Genomic DNA, 21,861 nt, shown 5'->3' with positions numbered 1-21,861 from the left:
TTAAAAAGCATATCTTATGTTCCTCAAAATTAAATGAAGGGAAGACCCCTCCGTTCATCGGAGTTGAACCGGGTCTTCCCTTTTTTATCTGCCCATTCCTCTCCCGGCTTTTGATTCATTTTTATGCACTCCCCGTTTTGCAAGCGGGGCGCCGCGTCAGCTGAACGCCGGCGCCTTTTCCAAAGACGGCGCGCGGCGATGGCGCGTCGTCTGCTCAAAAGCGTAGCCCATCTCGATGAGTTTCGGTTCTTCAAACGCGCGCGCCGTAAACGTGATGCCGACTGGCTCCCCTTCATCGGTAAAACCGGCCGGAACGTTGATCGAAGGATAACCGGCTTTCGCGGCGATGCCGGCGCCCCAGCTTGACGGGAAGACGAGCGCATCGAGCCGGTATTCCGCCATGACACGGTCAATCCCGTCCGTCCTCGCATAGCGCAAATCATCGAGCCTGGCTTGGATATACTCGCGTTCGGCCAACGTCCCGCTCGTCTTTTCAGACGCCTCGAGAAGCGACTGGCCGTAGCGCAAGGCGGCATCGGCATGCGCGGCGTTGAAAGCGATCAGCTCCCGCAGACTGTGAACGGGCACGTGCGGAGCGACGCTTTTCAAATAATGGTTCAAAGCCGGTTTGAATTCATAGATTAACACGTCGATGCTTTCTTCCGCCGGCGCTTCCGGGATCGTGACCGGATCGAGGATTTCCGCCCCGAGCGCCTCCATCGCTTTCAAAGCCTCGTCGATGCGCGCGACGATGGGCGCCGGACAACCCTCGTAAAACCGCGGCCGCGGCACGCCGATCCGTTTGCCTTTCAGCCCGTTCGCGTTTAAAAACGCGGTGTAATCTTGCGCCTGATGAAACGCCGCCAACCCGGTGACGGGGTCCTCGGGATCTTCACCGGCCAAAAAATTCAACAACAGGGCGGCGTCCCGGACCGTCCTCGCCATCGGCCCGGCGGTGTCTTGACTGTGGCTGATCGGAATGATGCCCGTGCGGCTGACGAGGCCGATCGTCGGTTTGATCCCGACAATATTGTTTTGGCTCGCCGGGTTAAGTATCGATCCCGATGTCTCGGTGCCGACGGCGAGGGCGGTGAAATTGGCGGCGACCGCGGCCGCCGAACCCGAGCTTGATCCTCCGACGTCGAAGCGGCCGGGACCGTACGGATTTTGCACTTGGCCGCCGCGCGAACTGTATCCGCTCGGCATGCGGTCGCTCATAAAATTTGCCCATTCGGTCATGTTCGCCTTGCCCAATATCACCGCTCCGGCCTTCCGCAGTTTTTTTACGATAAAAGCGTCCCGGGCGGCGTAGGCATCCTTTAACGCGATCGAGCCGGCGCTCGTGTGGCACTTATCCGCGGTATCGATATTGTCCTTCAACAACACCGGGACGCCGTGCAGCGGGCTGCGCGGCCCCCGTTCTTTGCGCTCGGCGTCGCGCGCCGCCGCTATGTATTCCGCGTCGGGATTTAACTCCAAGACAGCATTGATCAAATCGTTATATCGCGCGATCCGCTTCATATAAAAATGGACGAGTTCCACTGAACTCAAGGTTCCGTCCGCCATGGCCCGCTGAAGGCTGTGAACGTCGGCTTCCAACGGAAAATCGGTCGGTTTCACCATCACCAGCATCCCCCCGGTTTTTATTTTCCTTCTTTTCAGATATAAACGCGCACAGATCCCTGGGGCGCAACGATTTGACATCCATTGACAAAGGCGTTTGTCGATAGGATACCTGAATTTTCGCCATCGTTCCAGTCGCCACTCCGACGATTTTCCCATTTTTCGTTTCTTGCCGCAGAAAAAAAATCGGGGCGCTGCTGGATAGCGCCCCGATCCGCTTTTTTTATGCTTCTTTCGCTTTCTTTTTCGACAGATAGTTCAAAAATTCTCCGATGATGACGACAACCACTGCCAGCAGAACGGGGATGCCTTTTTCGGCGATCACCCCGATCTCCTCGACCCACTCTTTCAGGATATCGTCGCCGACGATCATTTCTCCGGCCGTATAGCCGAGCAGCGCGGCACCGAGGACGACGATGATGGGCATGCGGTCCATCAATTTCATCAACAATTGACTGCCCCAGATGATCAACGGGATGCTGATGGCCAAACCGACGATGATCAACAACAGATTGTTGCCCGCGATTCCCGCCACCGCCACGACGTTATCCAAACTCATAATAAAATCGGCAAGGATGATCGTCCGGATCGCCCCGAACAAGGTCGAGCTCGCCCTCAGATCGGTTTCTTCATCCCCTCGCAGGAGATTGACGGCAATCCAAACGAGGAGCAAGCCGCCGACGATTTTCAAAAACGGTATTTGCAACAGCTCAACGGCGACAAAAGTCAATACGACGCGCAAGACAATGGCGCCGAAACTCCCCCAAAATACCGCCTTCTTCTGCTGCTCTCGCGGCAATTTTCGGCAGGCCAGGGCAATGACGACGGCATTGTCACCGCTGAGCACGATATTTATGAGAATGATTTTCAATAATCCGATGATAAATTCTCCATCCATTTGCGCCCTCTCCTAACTTTACCCTTCCAGTATAAAGTTTCGCGGGCCGTTGATCAACCAAATCCCCTTTTGCGGATTATTCCGTTTTATAAATTAGGTTCCTTTCGATTTATTCTTTATTTTATAATCAAGTGTTGAGAGGGGGACTTTCTATGAGGACAATGCGACAGGCCATGACGTGGCTCGTGCCGGTCGGCATCGCCGCCATTTTGTTCATGGCCGCCTGGGGGAAAGCGTTCACGGAAGAAAGGCAGCTGCCGTCGGAAGGTTGGAGCCGGACGATCCATCCTTCCCTGTCTACCGATTTGAAACAACCATTCGTCGATAAAAATCGCGACGGCGTCCGACTCTATACCATCGACCGGAACCAGGTCCATGTCAGTCTGTTAACCCCGGATTTAAAACTAAAACCGCTCGCCGCGCTGAAGACGGGAGCGATCGACCGCATCATCTGGGCGAAAGACCGCCAAGTGATATATAAGCGGGACGACGGCCTCTATCGCTTTGACGGAAAATCCGTTCGTTTGATCGCCGAGCGGGCCGAAGCGACCGCTTGCGTCAACGGCGAAGTGTTCTACTCCGATCCCGACAGACTCAAAGCCTACGATACCGCTACCGGCAAAACGGAAACGGTCGCCGCGTTCCAAGCTCCGGTGGAAGCCGTCGCCGCCTACGGAACAAAAGGGGCGGCCAAAATCGTGGCGATCACAAAGGCCCCGTCGGCCGCCTACCGCTTTTACATGATCAGCGAAGACCATCCGGCGCCGCAGCCCAAGGCGTTCGCGCAATGGGGCAGCAACTTCCAAGGAACCGTCGGCGATGTGCAATTGATCGAACACGGCGGCAACGCGGGCATTTTTTATACCACCCATATTTTCAAGCAAGGGGACATCGTGTCCCACTATTATTTCGAAAGGCCGTTCAATCAGCTGGAAAACCCGGAAAAACCGAAGGTCTTGGACGATCGGCCGCTCTCATTCATCGACAAAGCGACGGGAGCCGACTTGCGCGATCCCGATGATTTGCGATTGGCCATGATCGGCGGAAAACCGGTCCTTCTGTTCAGCGCCAAAGGCAAACGGACGCTGCGCGACGACGCGATCAATATTTATGAAGCGCACACGGATCCAAGCGGCCGTTGGGTGGCCGAGCGCCGCAGCACATCAACGAATATTTCCCGCCTGCCGTTTTTTATCGACGAGCAAACCATCGCTTGGTTAGACCTCGATTCCGGATCGCGGTATCAAATCGGCCTGGCGAGTCGAGATCCCCATGCGATCGAACGGAGCATGAAGGTCACGGCGCAAGACTTTTCGCAATCCTTCTCTGAAGCGGCGCTCTCCATATCGCGGATCTTCATTTTGTTTTTGCTTTCGATCGGCTACGCCATTCCGGCGATCGCGGTTTACGCCTTGATCGCTTTTCTGAAAGTGGAGTGGATCGAACGGGACTCGCCGTGGGTCAAACGGCTCGTTTTGGGCGCTTTTCTCATCGCCCAATACTTTCTTGCCTCCCGCATTAAAACGCCGCTTTTTCAGCATTATGCGCCCGGCTATTTATCGTTTCCGATGAGCGAATGGGTCATCCCGACCGTGCTGGCGGTTGCGGCGTGGCTCTTGACCCGATGGGTGAAGCGCCCCGCTTGGTCGATCCTCGCCGAAACCTTTTACGCCATGGGCCTCTTTGCGGTCATGGAACTCTTTGCGTTCGGCCCGTACTTCTTTTAAGGATAAGAACGCTTCGAATGAAGCTAAAGGCCTGGTCAAAGGCATAGCGCCGCCTTGAAAGCCCGAGATTTGACCATCCCTTTTGCCGACCTGAGCGAATCTTTCAAGATGACGAAACGTCCTAAACGCGGGCATAGGCAAACAGTTTGACAGAAAAAAAACAGGGTCTCGGCAACGACCCTGCTTCAAAGCGGCGGGACACCGGAAACCGGCGTCCCGTTTTTTACACCCCAAACCTGCGATCCGCCGATTGAGACGGGGCGGCAGATTCGTTTTTTCGATCGTCCCCGCCGACGACCCTGTCCGCGCGAACACCCAAAAAGCAAGCGGGCAATGCTCGCGCCGCGAACGCCTCATTCTTTATAGAGCTTGTAGAGCGCTTGCGTGCCGCTGTCTGCCTCGCCCCGTTCGGCAAGCGCCTCATAACGCTCTTTGGCAAGCGCCAGCCCCGGCGCGCGCAGCCCCATCTTTGCGGCGCTCTCCAACGCAATCGTCATATCCTTGATGAAATGTTTGACGTAAAAGCCGGGGGCAAAATCGCCTTTTAACATGCGCGGCGCCAAATTGGACAACGACCAGCTCGCCGCCGCCCCGTTGGAAATGCTCGCGAGCACGCGTTCCGGATCCAATCCGGCCCGCTCGGCGTAGGCCAGCGCTTCGCACACGCCTAGCATGTTCGCGGCGATCGTGATTTGATTGGCCATTTTCGTATGTTGGCCGCTCCCCGCTTTCCCTTGGTAGACGATATTTTCGCCCATCGCTTTAAAGATCGGCAACATCCGTTGAAAGGCGTCTTCATCGCCGCCGACCATGATGGAAAGCGTGCCGTTTCGCGCGCCGATGTCGCCGCCGGAAACCGGCGCATCCAAGGCGGCGATCCCTTTGGCTTTCGCCTCTTCATAAATTTTGATCGCCAATTCAGGCGAGGACGTCGTCATGTCGATGACCGTCGCCCCGGCCTTGGCGTTGTCGAGGATGCCGCCGTTAAAATAAATGGCCTCGACATCTTTCGGATAGCCGACGATCGTGATGATGATGTCGGCATCCTTCGCGAGCTCGGCCACGGAATCCCGCCAGACCGCCCCGTCCTTGATAAGCGGCTCCGCCTTCGCTTTCGTGCGGTTAAACACGCGGACCGAATATCCGGATTTTAAGAGCTGGCGCACCATGCCGCTGCCCATCACGCCGGTGCCGATAAAGCCGATGACCGGTTGTTTCTCCATGCTGCAAGCCTCCCCTTTCCAATCGTTCTTACGTTCATCGTATCATAAAATTCGCGCTTGGTCGGCCGGCGTTTTCCTTACTGAAATCCCTTTCAAAGGGCGGCTGATAATTATCGGATGAATCGCATCATTCCTCCTGTTTAAAGAAATTAATGAACACAAAAATTATGTTTTATATTTTTTTAAATATATTTGTCAAAACTTTTAATTCCTATTTTTTAGTTGAAATCCGCTGTGTTTTTTCCATTTATTAGCATTTCGCGAAGAAATATAGGACAAAAGTCCCGGTTGAGAGGGAGAAAATTGTCGGAACTGAAGAAAAGTATCGGACGTTCAACGCGATTCCGGCCATCACGGCAACATCGGCCGGCGATGACGCATCCTCCCATCGGCCGTTCCTTGATCGGCCGGAATCGTCCGCATCATTGAGCGATTTTGTTGTCGGTCAAGGTTTTTGCGGCGGCCGCTCGGTTTTTTTTCGCCCCCAAGGCCACCACTCCGCACATGGCGGCAAGGATCACCGCATACTTGATGAGCGGATGAGGAACGAGCCCGGCGACGAACGGTTCGGCGAAGATCATCTTTCCCGCCGTGTAGGCAAGAATGGCGGATCCGGCATAAATCAGCCAGCTGAAGCGGTCGAGCAACCGAATGAACAACGTGCTCCCCCACATCACGATCGGCACGCTGACGAACAGACCAATGGTGACCAGAAGGTAGCTGTCATGGCTGGCGCCGGCAATGGCGAGGACGTTATCCAGCCCCATCAAAGCATCGGCGAGGATAATCGTCCGCACGGCTTTCCAAAGCGTCTCGCCCGCCGGCACTTCTTCTTGCTCCTTTTGATCGACGAGCAAACGATAAGCGATGCGAAGGAGCAGCAATCCCCCTATAAGATGGAGACCGGGAATCTTTAATAGCGTCACGATGAGGACCGCCGCCAGCACGCGGATTCCGACCGCCCCCAAGGCGCCCAAGAGGATGACTTTTTTCCGGTCGCGGGCCGGCAGCTTCCGGGCGGCAAGCCCGATGACGATGGCGTTGTCCCCCGCGAGCACGAGATCGATGCCGACGATCAACAAGAGCGACGACCAAAACTCCCATGAAAAAATCGCCATCAACGTTACGCCCCTTCTGTTGGAATTCAAACAGCCCCCGCCCGATCAGGCGAAGGCTGTTCAAACAAAAAGACCTTCGCCTGTCTTAAGGCAAAGGTCTTGCCAACAACGGTAACGTTGCCAACAAGGCCGGGGACGGCGTCCCGTAATGACGACCTTGCTGTCCGGCTACTCCCCTTTGGGCTGTTTAATTACTTTAATTTTATGAAGCGTGCGAGCCGCCGTCAACCAAAAACTTTCACAAAATGGTGACATTGAGGTGAACGTTTTTCCGGTTCAGGCATCCGTGCGCCGCCAACCGAGGCCCTCGGGAGCGGGCGTCCGTCTACACCATCGCCCGATGCCCACCATACCTTATTGTTGAAGCCAATGATCAAGGGGGAGATAAGATTGACGGACAACGGCCAAAACTTGCCGAAAAAACCCGAAAATCCAGTGGTGCCGTTCATCGGCGGCGATTTATTGAGGAAGATCGATGAATTCTTTAACAGCGATTTCCACCGCAGTCTTTTGGACTCCATGGATGCTTTTTTTCAAAATCATCCGTTGGCTTGGGGCTTTCCCGTCGACGTGTATGAAACGGAGACGGAATGGATCGTGCGGGCGGACCTTCCCGGCGTCGACAAGGACGACATTCATATCGAAACGCTTGGGGACCGCTTAAGAATCGCCGTGATCAACAACGAACAGCTTGAGGAAAACAACGAAGCCAGCAATTATTACCGCCGGGAACGCCGCTACCATCGGGCCGAACGCGTCATCCCGCTGCCCTACACGATTCACAGGCCGCAAACCCGGGCCAGCTACCGCAACGGCATCCTGGAAATTAGGGGCCCGAAATATCCGAAAACCCGCCAAACTTTGGACATCGAATAAAAAAGGATCGCGCGCGGCGATCCTTATTGTTGCGGGTGCGGACAAGCCCACCCTTCTCCAATCGAAAGGAACGGCGTGCCGACCGATTGGCATGCCTGAGCCCGCCAAAGAGTCCTCACGGGGCAGGTTGGTCTGCATCGCGCGGCCCATCCCATACGAGCCGAGTGACGCGCGTGTAATCCCCCCGGGCCACCTCTTCTTTGGTGGCCTTCGCCTCGAGCTCCGCATCGTCGTCGATTCCGGTCGCGATCGTCGGGGTGTCAGGTGCCTTTCGTTTTTCCTGGCGGTCCAATGAAACGGCCTCCTTGCTAAAAGATGATCGCGCCCATGCGCTTTGGCTTAGTTTGTCCGGAATCGAGCCGTTTCATCGCCGCAGCCGCCCGGTCGATCCTTTGGAAGGTTTGCGAAAGAGCGCACCGGTCGGTCGCACGAACCGACGCTGCCAAAAGATCACTCTTCGTAAATCATCTTCCGCGTCATCCCGCCGTCGACGATCAGGTTAATGCCCGTTACAAAATCGTTCGTTTCATCCGACAAATAAAGGCACGCTTTCGCGATGTCTTCAGGTTTGCCGACGCGGCCGGAAAAATGTTGAAGATGGTCGCGCTCGCTCAATGCGCCGTAATCGCCCGTTTCGATCCACCCCGGGCTGATCGCGTTCACCGTGATGCGCGCCTCGCTTAAAGACGCCGCCAATGCATGCGTCAATCCGATGATGCCGGCCTTCGTCGCCGCATAGGCTTCCGAATGTTTTTCGGACATGAGCGCTCGCGTCGAAGCGATATTCACGATCGAACCGTGAATGTTTTTTTCCTTCATCAGCTTGGCGGCTTCGCGGGCGCACAGAAAATAACCGCGCAAATTAATGTTCACCACGTCATCCCATTCTTCGATCGTCCATTCGTCCATCGGCTTAAAGCGGGAAACCCCGGCGTTATTGATCAAAACGTCCACGCGACCGAACGCGTCGCGCACGTAGTTAAAAAGAGCCACCACATCGGAAGGACGGCGGACATCGGTGTGATGAAAATGCGCATCGCCGCCGGCTTTACGGATGTTCGCAGCGGTCTGTTCGCCGGCGTTGTCGTCGATGTCGGCGAGCACGACGGCGTCCCCGCGGCGGGCGAACGCCTCGGCGACCCCTTTTCCGATGCCGTTCGCCCCGCCGGTCACGACGACGACCCGATTTGTCCCGTTCATCGCTTCACCCCCTCATCCTCCGCTTTCTCTCGCCCGAGACAAGCGGTTTTTATCGGGTTTCGTCTTTGACGACTTCTATAACGATCTTGCCTTTGGCATGGCCGCTTTCGCTGCGTTCGTGCGCTTTCTTCAGCCCTTCTTCGCTGAACGGCAACACCGTATCGATGAGCGGTTTCAAGCGGCCGTCTTCGATCATTTTTCCGAGCTCTTCCAGCTGTTTGCCGTTCGGCTCCATCCAGATCAAACCCGCCTTGACGTTTTTCGCCTTGGCTTTTTCTTGATCCGGCGCCTGCAAGATCGACACGAGCACACCGCCCGGCTTGAGGACCTCGAAGCTTTCTTCTTGCGTCTTTCCGCCTATGGTATCCAAGACGACATCAAATTCGCCGGCATCGGAAAGCGAATCGGTCACATAGTTCAAGAAATGATCGGCACCGAGATTTTTAATGATTTCGGCGCTTTGGGAACTGCCCGTGGCCGTGACCTCCGCGCCTTTCGCCTTAGCGATTTGAATGGCAAAGCTGCCGACGCCGCCCGCACCCCCGTGGATGAGGACGCGATCGCCCTTTTTGAGGCCGGCGAATTCGACAAGGCTTTGCCAAGCGGTGAGACCGGCAAGCGGAACGGCGGCCGCTTCCGTAAACGTCGCGTTTTTCGGCATGGGGGCAACGTGCGCCTCGTCGACGGCGATATATTCGGCATACGTGCCGCGTTCGGTCGTCGCCGGCCGCGTAAAGACGCGATCACCCACCTCAAAGCGGGTGACCTTTGCGCCGACCCGTTCGACGACGCCGGCCGCGTCCCAACCGAGAATAATCGGGAAATGAAAGGGCAGGCGGCTTTTCAAATAGCCTTCGCGAACCTTCCAATCGATCGGATTGATCGAAGTGGCGTGGATTTTAATCAAGACTTCGTTATCCTTCGGCAACGGTTTCGGCACTTCGTATTCTTTCAGTTGATCCCTTCCGCCGTATGCATTAATGACGATCGCCTTCATGGTTTTTCATGACCTCCTTAATGATTTAAGGGATGCGCCGCATCCCGGGCAGGAATGCGTTGGCAACGAATGATCGCGCAGCGTTTGCCTAGTGGATAACGAAAACAAAAGCGGCGCCCGCCACGCCGCCCCGCTTGGGCGCCGCGGGCGAAACCTTCGGGAAGCGTCGCCCCGGCCCCTTCCCGTTTCAAACCGCCATCCAGGCGGAACCCATCAACCTTTGGGGCCGATCGTCGCCGGTACGGCAGGAGGCCGCGCCTTTTTTCAACCGGATCAAGCAAAAAGGCCTCCGCCTTCCGGGCGGGCATCTTATTCGGAAACGCCGCGCCCCATCCGCCGATTAAAAAACGGAGGCCGAAGCGGTTAGGGCGAGGGCGCGACGCGGATGCGGACGGGTCAGGAGATTTCGTCGGGATCCCGTCCCGTGCGCAGATTTTGGTTGAGCGCATCGATTTTTTTCATGTCCTCGTCCGAAAGCTCGAAATCGAACACGTCGGCGTTTTCGATGATCCGCTCCTTGCGCACCGACTTCGGGATGGTGATGAGCCCGTGCTGCAAATCCCAACGGATGATGATTTGCGCCGGCGTTTTGCCGTATTTTTTCGCGAGGTCGACGAGCGTCGGCTCATCCATCAAGCGGCCGCGCATGAGCGGGCTCCACGCCTCGACTTGAATGCCTTTTTCCTTGCAGTAAGCCCGGACATCTTCCTGCGTAAGGCGGGGATGCAATTCGATTTGATTGACCGCAGGCGTCACTTCACTGTCCTCGAAGAGTTCCTCGAGATGATGAATTTTAAAATTCGACACGCCGATGGCGCGGACGTAGCCCTCTCTATAAAGCTTCTCGAGCGCCCGCCAAGTCTCTTTGAATTTTCCTTTGATTGGCCAGTGAATCAAGTAAAGATCGACATAGTCAAATCCAAGTTTTTTGCGGCTTTCCTCAAAAGCGGCAAGCGTCGACTCGTAGCCTTGGCGATCGTTCCACACCTTGGTCGTGACGAACACGTCTTCGCGGCGGAGGCCGGACGTCCGGATCGCTTCGCCGACGCCTTTTTCATTTTCATAAAAAGCGGCGGTATCGATCGACCGGTAGCCCGCCTCCAAAGCGGCGTGAACGGCTTGAATGACTTCACCGCCGTCCTTCACCTTATAGACGCCGAGGCCGAGCCGCGGCATGCGCACCCCATTGTTCAGCTCGACCGTATCCGCAATATCGCGCACCATCGAAACCCCTCCTCGTATTCTTTTTTATAATATTGCCACAGCCGGACGAAAAAGCGGTAACGGGCTGCTCGATCACACAGGTCTTTTCCGATCCGGTACATTCAAAAGTCCCTGATGAAGAGGCGACGTTTACATTTTTATAACCCATGAACCGGACGCGCGATCGGCGACGGCCGACCGCCGCAAGCCTCGCCCGACGCCGTCACGGCAGGTTGCGGATGCGCCAATCGATTTCTTTTTCGCCAATGCTTTTTAAAAAAGCGTTCGCGCGCGAGAAGGGGCGGCTGCCGAAAAACCCGCTGTAAGCGGAATACGGGCTCGGATGCGGCGACTTGATGATAAAGTGGCGCGACGTATCGATGAGCGCTTCCTTTTCTTGCGCGTTTCGCCCCCAAAGGATGAAAACGATCGGCTTGTCCCGGTCGCTCAACTTGCGAATGATGCTGTCGGTGAGGCGCTCCCATCCCTTACCGCGGTGGGAATTCGGCGCGCGGTGGCGGACGGTCAGCACCGTGTTGAGCAGTAAAACGCCCTGCCGCGTCCAATCGACCAAACAACCATGGTTGGGGATGTCATATCCCAAGTCGTCGCGCAGCTCCTTGAAAATATTTTGCAGCGACGGCGGCTGCGGGACGCCCGGTTTCACGGAAAAGCTTAAGCCGTGGGCCTGACCCGGCCCGTGATACGGGTCCTGGCCAAGGATGACCGCCTTGACATCCTTATAGGCGGTGTAATGCAGCGCGTTATAAATGTCGTGGGGTGCGGGATAAACGATGTGATGGGTGTACTCGTACTTTAAAAACTCGCGCAACCGCAAATAATAATCGCTGGCAAATTCTTCTTTCAACAGTTCGCCCCAATCGTTTTTCAAACGAACGGCCATCGAATCCCTCCCCTTGCCGCATCAGGCGGTTTTTCTCATTCTCTCGCATCCCGGGTCGCACCCCGCGAACACCCGAGACTGATGAAGCAATCAACCTATGCGATGGCGCACGACAACCCGTTATTTTTGCCCAGGTTCCGGACCCGGACGTCGGAGCTTAATAAACGACTTGCCAATTGCCGTCCGTTTCCGCCTTGATCACTTTGTGTTTCAATATGTAATTGGCAATGAGTTCGGACATGTCGATCGGGATGTCTTTGACGACCGGCTTGCCTTTATACATGTGATAATTTCCGCCGCCCGCCGCGCGGTAGTTGTTCATGACGACGTCATATTCACCGTCCGGATCGACCGGCTTGCCTTTGTAATTTAATTTCGTCACCCGATCGCCCTTCGGCCGCCGGATGTCCAAGACATACTCAATGCCTTCCCACATGTCATAATTATAATGCTGCGGCTTCGGCGCCGTAAATTCATCGCTCACACGCACGCCGCCGTCCTCGTCGATTTCGAAGTAAGTCGCCGACCTCTCCAGGGCGGCTTTAATGTCCCGGCCGGTGACGCGCAGGACGACGAGCGTGTTCGGGTATACATAATTGGCCACGACGCTGCGCATCGTCACGTCGGGGGGAAATCCCGGCGATTGATTATCGAAAAGCGCGGTATTGGAGATGTCGACGCCCGCCGCCTCCATTTGCACGCGGTTGATGAATTCGATGAGCGGATGGTCCTTCAGTCGGACGGCGAGCGGATCGTCGATGCGCATATCCCCTTCGATCCGTCCGATCGGCTGGTCGAGCCAGCGCTGAGTCTGCTCTTCATACGGCGCGATCAAACGGACGACGTCGGCATCCGCCTCCACATCATTGACGCATAAGAGCTCAGACGTTTTCGACTGCACACGGAAGCCTTCCGGCGTTTTTTCCAGCGTGACGGTCACTTTGCCGAGACAGGCGCCAAACGATCCCGGCTGGATGACGGCGACGCCGTTGACCGTTTTACCCGCAATCTTCTGATGCTGGTGGCCGGTGAGAAGAACATCGATGCCGTCGACCTCCATGCACAGTTCATATCCTTGGTTTTCACCGGTAAGTGCTTCCACCGGCTCGCCGGTGTCGAGATCGCGCTCAAACCCGCCGTGATAAGAAACGACGACGAGATCGACGCCTGCCTCTTCCTTTAAATGCTTCACCCAATGCTTCGCGCAGATGACCGCGTCGTCAAAGCGCAAGCCACGGATGTGATCGGGTTTTTCCCAGTTGGGTATGTATGGTGTCGTCAATCCAAGCAGCCCGACGCGCAGCCCGTTGGCAAAAGTTTTTATGATATAAGGTGTGCCGAAATGCGGCTCGTCCGTTTTGCTGTCCACGATATTGGCAGAAAGCCATGGAAAGCGGGATTCGCGGACGGCCTGTTCAAGGAGGCCCAAGCCGTAATTGAACTCGTGGTTGCGATGATCGCGGCGTCATAGCCGAGGTGATTAAAGATTTGCATCATCGGGTTCGGCTCATGTGGTTGGAACTTGGCGTAATGATACGTCAACGGCGTGCCCTGGATGCTGTCACCGTTGTCGACAATGAGCAGATATTCATTCAGCGCTTTTTCGCGCTTGATGAGCGTCGCGATTTTCGCGAGGCCTGAAGCTTCCGGCTGGTTGGTTCCGTAATTGAGGGGCAACACATGCCCGTGCACATCGCTCGTCACCAAAATCGTCACCTGACATGTTCCCATCGAATCTTTCCTTTCATCTATACTCGTATCTCGTATTTTGTCAAAAATCGCGCTTATTTTACAGTATACCAAACCGGATGATCATGAACAGACCGCCCCTTGGGTTTCTGCCCGACCCAGTGACCCGAGGAAACAGAGCCGCCGTTTCGCCGAGCCGGTTCAGTCTTGTAAACTAAAAACTTTTAATAAGCTAAACAAAAATTATAATTTTTCTTTACAAAAAATTGATGTTTAACTCTTTTTTTATGCTATATTTATTGAGAAGACATTTTTGATTTTTAGGGAGGTTCCTTCATGCTCAAACGCTTGACGGTCTTATTCGCCGCCCTCTTCTTGCTTTTGGGCGTGCTCGCCGCCTGTGGAAGCAATAAAGATGACAACGCTTCCAACGGCTCCAAATCTTCGGGCAAGGGCTATGTCCCGAAACAATTGACGATCGGCTTCGTGCCGTCGCAAAACGCCGAAACCTTGGAAGCGCGCGCGAAACCGCTCGCCGAACTCCTGCAAAAACGGCTTGGCATTCCGGTTAAGGTCACCGTGACGACCGACTACAACGCGGTCGTTCAAGCCATGAAATCCAAACAATTGGATCTCGGCTTCCTGCCGCCGACCGATTATGTCATCGCCCACAGCCAAGGCGCCGCGGACGTTCTGCTGCAAGCGCTCCGCTACGGCGTCAATCCCGAAAACGGTGCGAATACCGATGAACTCGTCGATTACTACTACGCGGTCATGCTCGTGCGCAAAGATTCCGGCATCAACGACGTCAAAGATTTGAAAGGCAAAAAAGTCGCGTGGCAATCGCCGACCTCGTCCGCCGGTTACGTCTGGCCGGCCATTTACATGAAAGAACACGGCGTGGATGCACAAAAAGACGTGAAAGGCGTTACCCTTCAAGGACACGACAAAGCGGTCGAGGCGCTCTTGAACGGCGACGTCGACGCGGCTGCAGTGTTCCTCGACGCCCGCAACATTGTCAAACAAGAGCATCCCGACGCATGGGATAAAACGAAAATCCTCTTTACGACCGAAAAGATTCCGAACGATACGATCAGCGTCCGTCCGGACATGAACGACAAATGGAAAAAGAAAATCGCCGACGCTTTCGTCGCGATCGGAAAAGACCCCAAAGGGAAAGACATCATTTTCAACATTTACTCTCACGTCGGATATACGCCTTCCAAAGACTCCAACTTTGACATCGTTCGCGAGTACAACGATAAAATCAAAGAAATCGGCAAATAAACGGAACAGGCGCTTCCCCGCGGGAAGCGCCTGTTTGATCCATGCCGCCTTTTACATGGCCACGCCGAAGAAAGTCCGTTATAAACCGTATAAAAATATCGGCCAACGCCACTTGTTCAATTGAATCAATTGCTTATGCAATTTCCCGTCGACCCGCCAATAAACGAGCACCTCGACCTTGTCGGTATCTTTGGGCCGTGGAACAAAATCAACAAATCCCGTCCCATTGCTAGTATCCGTGGCTTTGCGTTTAATGGTGAAATCTTCTTCTTTCTCGCCCGCTTCAAGCTTTCCATTTATTCTGTATTGCGTAAGCGTTACAATTGCCCGCTCGCCTTCTTTTTTAGAACCTTTCCATTCCAAGAATCCATAATACAACTTATAATGTTTCTCCATCAACAAGATACCTTTCCAATTGTGATCCTTGCTTCGGCCTACCCATTTTGGGGCGGTGAAAAAGTACACGCAAGCCAAATAAATCGCAAAGAACACCATTACACAAGCGAGCGGAACCGTCATCCACAATATTTTTTTCAATGTTTCACCACTTTCACGGCCATGAATCGGCCAATTCGATAATATCAAAATGGGGATACTCCCATAAGTAATTTTATAAATTGCACTATTGTTTCACCGAAGAATCGACGCCAAAAAAGAGGGATAGCACATAGATAAACTACCGAGGATTTTTATGGGTTGCGGGCGGATTTTATTTATCTTTACTTGCAGGTTTCTTTATCGTTTGATGGAACAATCCCCGGGGCGACGGGCCCCCGGGGATTTCCTTAAACCAAGCGTTTGCGGATCGCGCCGGAAATGTAGTCGATGATCGTGACCATCACGATGATGCCGATCAAAATGATGCCGACGCGGTCCCACGTATGCCCTTGCAAGGCGAAGATGAGCGGCGCGCCGATCCCGCCGGCGCCGACGATGCCGAGGATCGTCGCGGCGCGGACGCTCACTTCAAACCGGTACAACGTATAGGACATGAATTCCGGCAGCACTTGCGGAACGATCGCGAACCAGAGCGTTTGCAGGCGGTTCGCGCCCGATGCGATCAGCGCCTCGCGCGGAGAAAGATCCATGTTCTCGATCGATTCCCCGAACAGCTTCCCAAGCATCCCGACCGAATGAAAGCCGAGGGCCAGAATGCCGGCGAACGGCCCGAGCCCGACGGCGGCGATGAACAAGATCGCCATGATGAGCTCGGGAAAGACGCGGATGGCGGACAAGACGAATTTCCCGGTGCCGGAAATCCAGCGCCTGCGGCTCATGTTCCGCGCCGCCCAGAAGGCAAAGGGAATGCAAAGCACGGCGGAAATAAACGTGCCGAGAACAGCGATGGCCAGCGTGTCGATGAGCGCGTGCAGCAAGTCTTCGCCGCCCGGTTCTACGATGTAATCCCAGTCGGGGTGAATGATGCCGTTAAATATCGCTTTGATCGACTGACCGGCGTTCGGATTGATTTTGAAGTCCTTAACAAATCCGCGAAAGGCCCAGGCATAAATGAGGATGACGACGGCGGCGATCACCCCTATTTTCAGGCGCCGCCAAATGAGCCGTTTGCGCACGTCTTTGGGCAACAGAGCTTTCTTGTTTACGGTTTCTGTCCTCATAGCAATTTCTCCCGGATTTTGTTGCTTATAAATTCAATAACGGCAACGACGATCAGCGTATACAAAATGATCGTGATCACGCGGTTGTACTGAAAGGAAGCCAGCATGTTGTTCAAGATGATGCCGATGCCGCCGGCGCCGACATACCCGAGAATGACCGCCGCCCGCACGTTGATTTCAAACGCATACAGAAAATACGACATAAAATGGGCCGCGACCTGCGGGACGACGCCGAAAAACACCCACTGGATTTTATTCGCGCCGACCGCTGTCATCGCTTCGAGCGGTCCCGGGTCGATCGCTTCGACCGCTTCATAGGCCAGTTTGGCGATGATGCCGAGGGAAAACACCGTGATCGCGCAAATGCCGGCGACCGGACCGATGCCGAAGATCGGAACGAACAGCGCGGCGAGCAAAAGCTCGGGAATCGTCCGGATCAAATTTAAAATGAATCGGGCCGGATAAAAGAGAAACGGCGAGCGCGTCACGTTGCGCGACGATAAAAGAATGATGGGGATGGATAAAATTCCGCCGAAGGTCGTTCCCAAAATAGCGATGCGGATCGTCTCTAACATCGGACCGGTGACGTAATCGAAATAGCCCCAGTCCGGCGGCAGCATATCGGCGAGCGCCGAAAAAATGTTGGGAATGCCCGAGAACAAATCCTGAAACGAGACTTGCGTGCGATAGCCGCTGCCCCACAACAATAAAAGAAGAAAAATAACGGATAAAAGCGTTTTGATGCGAGAAAGCTGCCTTCTCTTTGCAACATCCATCATTTTTGCGCCTCCAACAGCTCGTCTTCTTTGATCGGGCGCCCGTAAATTTCGGCGAATACCGCATCCGTCGCCGCTTCGACGGGACCGTCAAAGACGATTTCACCGGCGCGCACCCCGATGATCCGCTGCGCATATTGGCGGGCGAGATCGATAAAATGCAGATTGACAATGGTCGTAATGCCAAGCTCTTCATTAATCCGCTTCAAATCGTCCATCACTTGCCGCGTCGTCAACGGGTCGAGCGAAGCGACCGGCTCGTCCGCCAAGATAATCTTGGCTTGCTGGGCCAACGCGCGGGCGATGGAAACGCGCTGCTGTTGGCCGCCGGACAATTCGTCGGCGCGCGCGTACGCCTTATCGCGGATGTTGACGCGTTCCAACGCTTCGAGGGCCAGCCGTATGTCTTCCTTCGGCCAAAGGCCGAGCAGCGTCCGCAAGGTGGAATGGTAACCGACGCGGCCGGACAGAACGTTGCGCAACACCGATGACCGCTTGACGAGGTTGAAGTTTTGGAAAATCATCCCGATGTCGCGGCGCATCTGCAACAACTTTTTTCCCCTCGCCGCCGTAATCGACTCGCCGTCGATGAAAATCTCGCCTTCCGTAATTTCGTGAAGCCGGTTGATCGACCTTAAAAGCGTGGATTTCCCGGCCCCCGACAGGCCGACGATGACGACAAATTCGCCTTTGTTAATCTTTAAGTTGATGTTTTTCAAGCCAACCGTTCCGTTCGGATAAATTTTGGTGACTCCCTTGAACTCGATCATGAATACAACCAACTTCCTTTAATAAATAGTTTTTAATTTTTAGCCTCCAACGACGGTTCATTTTAAATGTAACAATCTTTATTTCTTAACTCAATACACAATTCCGCTTTTTCTAAGAGCCCCTATGGAAAACGGAATCTGGATACGGCAGACGGACGCTTTTCGCCCGGCCGCCGGCCAACAGGTTTGTCCCGCTACGCTCTTGTGACGCCACACCCTTTTTGAACAAAAAATAAAGCCCGGGTTTCCCACGGGCTATCTCCCTACCTCTTTGCCGAACGCGCAATTAAGGTTCAAAGGCGATCGGTTCGTTGATTTCAATTAAATGGCCATCCGGATCGCGGAAATGAGCGACGCGGATTCCCCAATCTTTTCGGTCATGCGGTTCGTTGATGAAACGCACGCCTTTCTCACTTAAGGTTCGATAGTAGGCATCGACGCTGTCGACGCGGAAGACCAAACAATGCGTGTCCATGGAATCGCGATCGGCGGGCAAATGGCCGGTTCCGAGCGCCTCGGCCATAAAGCGCCGATCGAACAAAGCGATTTCGGAGCCGCCGTTGGTTTTAAAATCGGCGTACATCGATTGCTCATCTCCCCAGCCAACTTCAAAACCGAGCACATCGCGATAAAACAAAAAGCATTCTTCATAGTTTTGGACCAACAAACGGACATGCGTGAATGTCAAGCGTGCCTCCTCCATTTCTTTAATCGATTCCTTTTTTCCTTCGACAGGCTCCACCAAAATCCTTCTTCATAAAACCTTGGGATTTGCCGAATTTCCATGCATTTCGAGGCATGCCGTCAAAAAGTGTCCGATAGGAGAGGGACAAAAGATTCGTTCCTTTCATAGAGAAATCTCCCGATGATTTCTGCCGGAACCGGCCGGTTTTCGTTTTTCGGGCGATTTATTTATAGGAAACCGCTTGGCCGCCGAATTGATGCCAAGCCGCAAGAAAATCGGATTTGTCGGCGCGGCGGTTTTTCTCTCCGGTCAACGGATCGTTGAAGTAGACGGCGTCGCGGTCGTATCCCGTAAGCAAAACCGCATGCTCTTTTTTCGTCACTCGAATGGTGCCCGCATCCGTCACCCACGTTTCCCATTCCTCGTCGGGCACTTTTTTAAATGTGCTCGAAACGATCACCCAGACCGGCTTTCCGGCTGAAAGGCTCGCCTGCACCACCTGAAAGCCCTTCCCCGTCAAATCGACGACGCGATCGTGCAAATAGCGCCTGGCCAAGTCGGCGATCGGTCCATGGTAGACGCCGAGGCCCGGTTTTTCATAGCTGTAAATGTCACCGACAAAGCCGACGTTCGGATTGCCGAAATGGACCTGCCCGTCAATGATGCGCCGCGGAGCGGGGTCTTTCTTGATTTCCTTCGCCAACGTCATTTTATCGACGCGGACGCCCGCCGATTTTAAGAGCATCGTGAGGCTGGCCACTTCACAGCCGCGGTCAAGTTCGGGCTGTTGCCGGACGACCGGCGCCTCGATGCGCACGCCGTCCTTCCGCTGCGCGGGATGCCGTCGCGCCGGGTCGATGACGACATGGTAATAATCAGAAAAATGGACATGGCCGCGAACGTCGGCCGGCTGATCGCGCCATGAGACAACGATGGCAGCCGCGGTGCCAACGATGGCCACAAAATATATCAAAATCGACAAGGTTTTCCCCAACATCTTCTCCCTGCCCGAAAAGATATTCTTAAAGAATTATAAGCCGGTGCATTGCCGGTGCAAAAGCCCCATTTTTTAAAACGGATAAACATGAATTTTTTTGTCCGGATATTAAAAATTGCTAGAATCCCCGCCATTCCTAGGCTAAAATACCTAGCGAGAGCCTTTGGCTTTGCAAATTCGTTCATATTTTAGAAGAAGATAAATAGATATAATCATATTAAGGAGGGGGTCCAATGTCCGTAAAACGCCTGGCGTTCGCCTGCATCGCCGCCGTTTTGCTCGTCCTGTTGAACGGTTGTTCCAAAAACGAAGAAACGCCGTCCGCGGCGTTCAGCCGATACATAAAAGCTTGGAACGATCAAAACTTTGAAAAAATGTACGGCATGTTGTCGACGAACGCGAAAAACGACATTTCCAAAAAGGAGTTTGTCAAACGCTATAAAGACATTTACGCCGGCATCGAAGCCCGCCATTTAAAAGTGACGTTCGACCGGCCGAAAAACGAAAAGAATTCGGACGACACGAACAAACAAGCGTTGACCTACCACGTCAAAATGAGCACCATCGCCGGATCGCTCCGGTTTTCGGGAAAAGTCAACCTCATTAAAGTCAAAAAAGGCGATAAAGTGAACTGGACGGTCGACTGGAACCGCTCCATGCTCCTGCCCGGGTTGAAAGATGGCGAATTTGTCCGCGTTAAAACGATTCCGTCGAAACGCGGCGAAATCGTTGACCGCAACGGCAACGGACTCGCCATCAACGGCCAAGCGGTGCAGATCGGTCTCTATCCCGCCCAATTGGAAGGGCATGCCGACACGAAGGCGAAGCTGGCCGCGCTGCTGCACATCCCGCTGACGTCCATCGAAAACGCCCTGTCCGCGTCATGGGTGACGCCCAATACCTTTGTGCCCATAAAAACCGTTTCCGCTCTGGACACGAAAACCATTGAACAAGCTTCCCGGCTTCCCGGGGTCATGACGCAAAACGTGGCGGCGCGCGTCTATCCGTGCGGAGCGGCTTGCGCCCATCTTACCGGTTACATCGGAACGATCACGAAAGAACAGTTGGAAAAGTACAAGGATAAAGGCTATACGGCGACATCCGTCATCGGAAAAAACGGCCTTGAACAACTCCTCGAGGATAAACTGCGCGGCATCGACGGCCATGCGATCGTCATCACGGACGAAGAAGGCGACGAGCTCCGGACCGTGGCCGAAAAGCCGGCGAAAAACGGCAAAGACGTGCAATTGACCATCGACGTCAACGTGCAAAAAGCGCTGTATAACGAATTGAAAAAAGATACGGGTACGGCGGCGGCGATGGATCCGACGACCGGCGATGTCCTCGCCCTCGTCAGCGCGCCGTCATTCGACCCGAACGCGTTCGCCCTCGGCATCTCTCAGTCCGGCTATGACCAACTGATAAACGATCCGAATAAACCGTTGTTGAACCGCTTCTCCAAATCATTTGCGCCGGGCTCGTCGATCAAACCGCTCGTCGCGGCGATCGCCCTGAAAAACGGAACCATACAGCCCGACACCACGATGACGATTACCGGAAAAACGTGGAAGAAGGAGAATTGGAAAGACTTCCACATCACGCGCGTCGACTCGCTCGCCAAAGTCAATTTGCGCGACGCCATCGTGTATTCCGATAACATTTATTTCGCCCGGCTCGCTTTAAAAATCGGCGCCGATCGGCTGATTTCGGGATTGAAGGCTTTCGGTTTCACCGAGACGCTGCCGGTTGAATACCCGATGGACGCCTCCCAAATTTCGAACAGCGGAAACTTCACGAGCGAAGCGATGCTCGCCAACTCCGGTTACGGCCAAGGCGAAATCGCCGTCAACCCGCTGCATCTCGCGGTGACCTATACCGCCTTCGTCAACGGGGGCAACATCGTCAAACCGCATCTGATCAAAACCGGCGAAACGACGAAGCCGTCGTATTGGAAAAAAGGCGTCATATCGGGGGAAACGGCCAAAACGATCTATAACGACATGGTTCAAGTCTTTTCGAGCCCTGAAGGCACCGCTTATAAACCGATCGTCGAGGGCGCGCCGCCCCTCGCCGGCAAAACCGGCACGGCCGAATTAAAGGACAAACAAGGCGAAAAAGGCACGGAAAACGGCTGGGTCGTCGCCTTCAACACCAACCGTCCGAGCCTTGAAATCGCAATGATGATCGAACATGTCGAAAACAGGGGCGGCAGCCATTACGTCGTCGGCAAAGTCAAAAACGCTTTTAAAACGCTATGGAAATAAAAAGC

General features: G+C 54.4%; 20 protein-coding genes and 1 pseudogene. 4 read left to right on the top strand and 17 right to left on the bottom strand.

The window, feature by feature from the left end:
- Window positions 1–156 precede the first annotated feature (156 nt).
- Both CCB157_RS01445 and CCB157_RS01440 read right to left on the bottom strand, forming a co-directional pair.
- The gene (locus CCB157_RS01445; RefSeq protein ID WP_077614149.1) at window positions 157–1,623 is read right to left on the bottom strand and encodes an amidase; all 1,467 of its coding nucleotides are present in this window, start codon (window positions 1,621–1,623) and stop codon (window positions 157–159) included.
- Window positions 1,624–1,846: 223 nt separating this feature from the next.
- Window positions 1,847–2,521: a TerC family protein gene (locus CCB157_RS01440; RefSeq protein ID WP_077614148.1), complete on the bottom strand. Its 675-nt coding sequence runs from the start codon at window positions 2,519–2,521 to the stop codon at window positions 1,847–1,849.
- 152 nt (window positions 2,522–2,673) lie between these two features.
- Here CCB157_RS01440 and CCB157_RS01435 point away from each other — a divergent pair, with 152 nt between their 5' ends.
- Window positions 2,674–4,248: a hypothetical protein gene (locus CCB157_RS01435; protein WP_077614147.1), complete on the top strand. Its 1,575-nt coding sequence runs from the start codon at window positions 2,674–2,676 to the stop codon at window positions 4,246–4,248.
- A 353-nt stretch (window positions 4,249–4,601) separates the two neighbouring features.
- Here the strand turns inward: CCB157_RS01435 and CCB157_RS01430 are convergent, their stop codons facing one another.
- Both CCB157_RS01430 and CCB157_RS01425 read right to left on the bottom strand, forming a co-directional pair.
- Window positions 4,602–5,471, bottom strand: coding sequence for an NAD(P)-dependent oxidoreductase (locus CCB157_RS01430; protein WP_077614146.1), 870 nt, complete (start codon window positions 5,469–5,471; stop codon window positions 4,602–4,604).
- A 422-nt stretch (window positions 5,472–5,893) separates the two neighbouring features.
- Complete coding sequence (locus tag CCB157_RS01425) at window positions 5,894–6,589, bottom strand: TerC family protein (RefSeq protein ID WP_077614145.1); 696 nt, start codon at window positions 6,587–6,589, stop codon at window positions 5,894–5,896.
- A gap of 390 nt (window positions 6,590–6,979) precedes the next feature.
- Here CCB157_RS01425 and CCB157_RS01420 point away from each other — a divergent pair, with 390 nt between their 5' ends.
- Entirely contained in the window at window positions 6,980–7,465 is a 486-nt protein-coding gene (locus CCB157_RS01420) for an Hsp20/alpha crystallin family protein (protein ID WP_158077163.1), read from the top strand.
- Window positions 7,466–7,580: 115 nt separating this feature from the next.
- Here the strand turns inward: CCB157_RS01420 and CCB157_RS17840 are convergent, their stop codons facing one another.
- From CCB157_RS17840 to CCB157_RS01390, 6 genes and pseudogenes are all read right to left on the bottom strand, one after another.
- Window positions 7,581–7,757 carry a hypothetical protein gene (locus tag CCB157_RS17840; RefSeq protein ID WP_193432239.1) on the bottom strand — a complete coding sequence of 59 codons (177 nt, stop codon included), beginning with the start codon at window positions 7,755–7,757 and terminating at the stop codon, window positions 7,581–7,583.
- 158 nt (window positions 7,758–7,915) lie between these two features.
- The gene (locus CCB157_RS01415) at window positions 7,916–8,665 is read right to left on the bottom strand and encodes an SDR family NAD(P)-dependent oxidoreductase (RefSeq protein ID WP_077614143.1); all 750 of its coding nucleotides are present in this window, start codon (window positions 8,663–8,665) and stop codon (window positions 7,916–7,918) included.
- A gap of 49 nt (window positions 8,666–8,714) precedes the next feature.
- Complete coding sequence (locus CCB157_RS01410) at window positions 8,715–9,662, bottom strand: NADP-dependent oxidoreductase (RefSeq protein WP_077614142.1); 948 nt, start codon at window positions 9,660–9,662, stop codon at window positions 8,715–8,717.
- Between the two features lie 396 nt (window positions 9,663–10,058).
- The gene (locus CCB157_RS01400) at window positions 10,059–10,886 is read right to left on the bottom strand and encodes an aldo/keto reductase (protein ID WP_077614140.1); all 828 of its coding nucleotides are present in this window, start codon (window positions 10,884–10,886) and stop codon (window positions 10,059–10,061) included.
- Between the two features lie 202 nt (window positions 10,887–11,088).
- Window positions 11,089–11,769: a uracil-DNA glycosylase gene (locus CCB157_RS01395; protein ID WP_077614139.1), complete on the bottom strand. Its 681-nt coding sequence runs from the start codon at window positions 11,767–11,769 to the stop codon at window positions 11,089–11,091.
- Between the two features lie 157 nt (window positions 11,770–11,926).
- Window positions 11,927–13,500 (bottom strand): annotated as a pseudogene (locus CCB157_RS01390) (bifunctional metallophosphatase/5'-nucleotidase).
- 294 nt (window positions 13,501–13,794) lie between these two features.
- Here CCB157_RS01390 and CCB157_RS01385 point away from each other — a divergent pair.
- Window positions 13,795–14,745: a phosphate/phosphite/phosphonate ABC transporter substrate-binding protein gene (locus CCB157_RS01385; RefSeq protein WP_077614138.1), complete on the top strand. Its 951-nt coding sequence runs from the start codon at window positions 13,795–13,797 to the stop codon at window positions 14,743–14,745.
- Window positions 14,746–14,823: 78 nt separating this feature from the next.
- Here CCB157_RS01385 and CCB157_RS01380 read toward each other — a convergent pair whose 3' ends face one another.
- The 7 genes from CCB157_RS01380 to CCB157_RS01355 all read right to left on the bottom strand — a co-directional run bounded on the left by CCB157_RS01380 (window position 14,824) and on the right by CCB157_RS01355 (window position 19,592).
- Window positions 14,824–15,330, bottom strand: coding sequence for a hypothetical protein (locus tag CCB157_RS01380; RefSeq protein ID WP_143286878.1), 507 nt, complete (start codon window positions 15,328–15,330; stop codon window positions 14,824–14,826).
- A 200-nt stretch (window positions 15,331–15,530) separates the two neighbouring features.
- On the bottom strand, window positions 15,531–16,364 hold the full coding sequence (gene phnE / locus CCB157_RS01375; RefSeq protein WP_077614136.1) for a phosphonate ABC transporter, permease protein PhnE: 834 nt from the start codon (window positions 16,362–16,364) through the stop codon (window positions 15,531–15,533).
- Complete coding sequence (gene phnE, locus CCB157_RS01370) at window positions 16,361–17,140, bottom strand: phosphonate ABC transporter, permease protein PhnE (protein ID WP_077614238.1); 780 nt, start codon at window positions 17,138–17,140, stop codon at window positions 16,361–16,363. Before phnE (CCB157_RS01370) ends, phnE (CCB157_RS01375) begins: the two co-directional genes overlap by 4 nt.
- On the bottom strand, window positions 17,140–17,910 hold the full coding sequence (phnC, locus tag CCB157_RS01365; RefSeq protein ID WP_077614135.1) for a phosphonate ABC transporter ATP-binding protein: 771 nt from the start codon (window positions 17,908–17,910) through the stop codon (window positions 17,140–17,142). Before phnC ends, phnE (CCB157_RS01370) begins: the two co-directional genes overlap by 1 nt.
- Window positions 17,911–18,196: 286 nt before the next feature.
- Window positions 18,197–18,598, bottom strand: coding sequence for a VOC family protein (locus CCB157_RS01360; RefSeq protein WP_143286877.1), 402 nt, complete (start codon window positions 18,596–18,598; stop codon window positions 18,197–18,199).
- Window positions 18,599–18,617: 19 nt separating this feature from the next.
- Window positions 18,618–18,761, bottom strand: coding sequence for a hypothetical protein (locus CCB157_RS17505; protein ID WP_158077162.1), 144 nt, complete (start codon window positions 18,759–18,761; stop codon window positions 18,618–18,620).
- Between the two features lie 57 nt (window positions 18,762–18,818).
- Window positions 18,819–19,592 (bottom strand): C39 family peptidase, encoded by a 774-nt coding sequence (locus CCB157_RS01355; protein ID WP_077614134.1) that lies wholly within the window; start codon window positions 19,590–19,592, stop codon window positions 18,819–18,821.
- A gap of 233 nt (window positions 19,593–19,825) precedes the next feature.
- On the opposite strand from CCB157_RS01355, the gene CCB157_RS01350 reads away from it, so the two are divergent.
- Window positions 19,826–21,856, top strand: coding sequence for a penicillin-binding transpeptidase domain-containing protein (locus CCB157_RS01350; protein WP_077614133.1), 2,031 nt, complete (start codon window positions 19,826–19,828; stop codon window positions 21,854–21,856).
- The last annotated feature ends 5 nt before the right edge of the window (window positions 21,857–21,861 follow it).

The sequence above is a fragment of the Caenibacillus caldisaponilyticus genome (assembly GCF_002003465.1).
GTDB lineage: Bacteria > Bacillota > Bacilli > Bacillales > Sporolactobacillaceae > Caenibacillus > Caenibacillus caldisaponilyticus.
Note: the sequence above shows the minus strand (reverse complement) of the source record. Positions and strands in the feature narration are given on the sequence as shown.